The following is a 1836-nucleotide window of genomic DNA, read 5'->3' on the forward strand; positions in this document are numbered from 1 at the left end:
TGAACAGCTCGATCTGGGCGATCGTCTGGTTGGCGAACGAGGACGACATCACGTAGGACGGGTGGCCGGTGGCGCAGCCGAGATTCACCAGGCGCCCCTTGGCCAGCAGGATGATGCGGTTGCCGGAAGGCAGGGTGATGTGGTCGACCTGCGGCTTGATCTCTTCCCACGGATAGCCCTCGATCGAGGCGACGTTGATCTCGGAATCGAAGTGGCCGATGTTGCAGACGATGGCGTTGTGCTTCATCTTCACCAGATGGTGGTGGTCGATGACGTGGAAGTTGCCGGTGGCGGTGACGAAGATGTCGGCCTTGTCGCAGGCATAGTCCATGGTCACCACGCGATAGCCTTCCATCGCCGCCTGCAGTGCGCAGATCGGGTCGATCTCGGTGATCCACACCTGCGCCGACAGGGCGCGCAGGGCCTGTGCGGAGCCCTTGCCCACGTCGCCGTAGCCGCAGACCACGGCGATCTTGCCGGCGACCATCACGTCGGTGGCGCGCTTGATGCCGTCCACCAGGGATTCGCGGCAGCCGTAGAGGTTGTCGAACTTGGACTTGGTCACCGAGTCGTTGACGTTGATCGCCGGGAACTTCAGCTCGCCGCGCTCGTGCATCTGGTACAGGCGATGCACGCCGGTGGTGGTTTCCTCGGTGACGCCCCTGATCTTCGCGAGACGGGTCGAGTACCAGGCCGGGTCGGTCTTCAGCTTGGCCTTGATCGAGGCGAAGAGCACGGTGGCTTCCTCGCTGTCCGGCTTGTCGAGGACGGAAATGTCCTGCTCGGCGCGGGCGCCGAGGTGCAGGAGCAGGGTGGCGTCGCCGCCGTCGTCGAGGATCATGTTGCTGAAGCCGCCATCGGCCCACTCGAAGATGCGGTGCGTGTAGTCCCAGTACTCGATCAGCGATTCGCCCTTGACCGCGAAGACCGGGATGCCGGCGGCGGCGATGGCGGCGGCGGCGTGGTCCTGCGTCGAGAAGATGTTGCACGAGGCCCAGCGGACCTCGGCGCCGAGCGCGGTCAGCGTCTCGATCAGCACGGCGGTCTGGATGGTCATGTGCAGCGAGCCGGTGATGCGGGCGCCCTTGAGCGGCTGCGACTTGGCGAATTCCTCGCGGATCGCCATGAGGCCCGGCATTTCGGTCTCGGCGATGCGGATTTCCTTGCGGCCCCAGTCGGCCAGCGCGATGTCGGCAATAACGTAATCAGCCACGGTCAGCTCCTTCGTTGACGGTGGCCGGGCAGAGGCGGGGCGGGGGCTGGCAGGCTCACCCGTCTTCCCGTGCCCGGCACGGTTGGTCGGATGAGCGCCGTTGATACGGTCCGAGCCTGGGGGCCGTGCGCGATACGGACGGCGGCCTTGCAGCGCTCCTCGGAGAAGCGGCGATTATACGCCGGCCGGCCGGGAATGTCGCCGGCGGGAGGCGGGCGCGGTGGGGCGGCTGTCACGGAAGCGTCATGCCCGGGTCATGAAGGTTGCGTAGCATCGGGGGCTCCCCGTCCGTTTCCGGAGATCCGCCATGTATTACAGCGAAGCCTATCTCAGCGACATCCGCCAGCGCGCCCTCGTGCGCCAGCACGAGCTGGCCGGTTATTCGATCGACCACGCCGACCGCCTGTTGACGGGCGTGTTCAGCCTGCAGCGCACCCTGCTCGGGCGCGGCGGCGAGCTGTGGTCGGCCAGTCTGGGCGATTCCGGGGCGCGGCGCGACTGGCAGCCCTGGCTGGCGCTGCTGGCCGATGCCCGGGTCCGGGAACTCGGCGCCGCCCTGGTTCATCAGCAGATCGTCGCCCTGAGCGGCCTCAGCGAGCGCCTGATCGACTGGAGCGCCGAGC

Annotated in this window: 2 protein-coding genes and 1 riboswitch; of the genes, one reads left to right on the top strand and one right to left on the bottom strand. The window is 67.0% G+C overall.

All coding sequences use genetic code 11. The features are described from left to right. Positions 1–1219, bottom strand: a 1219-nt coding sequence (ahcY, locus tag ACE3OU_RS18770) for an adenosylhomocysteinase (protein WP_374243082.1), incomplete at its 3' end; no start/stop codon positions are given. Positions 1220–1298: 79 nt separating this feature from the next. Further along, a riboswitch (S-adenosyl-L-homocysteine riboswitch) is annotated at positions 1299–1380 on the bottom strand. Between the two features lie 140 nt (positions 1381–1520). Between ahcY and ACE3OU_RS18775 the strand changes: the two genes are divergently transcribed. Then, positions 1521–1836: hypothetical protein (locus ACE3OU_RS18775; RefSeq protein ID WP_374243081.1), on the top strand; the 316-nt coding region annotated here is incomplete at its 3' end.

The organism is Zoogloea sp. (assembly GCF_041908905.1).
Lineage (GTDB): Bacteria > Pseudomonadota > Gammaproteobacteria > Burkholderiales > Rhodocyclaceae > Zoogloea.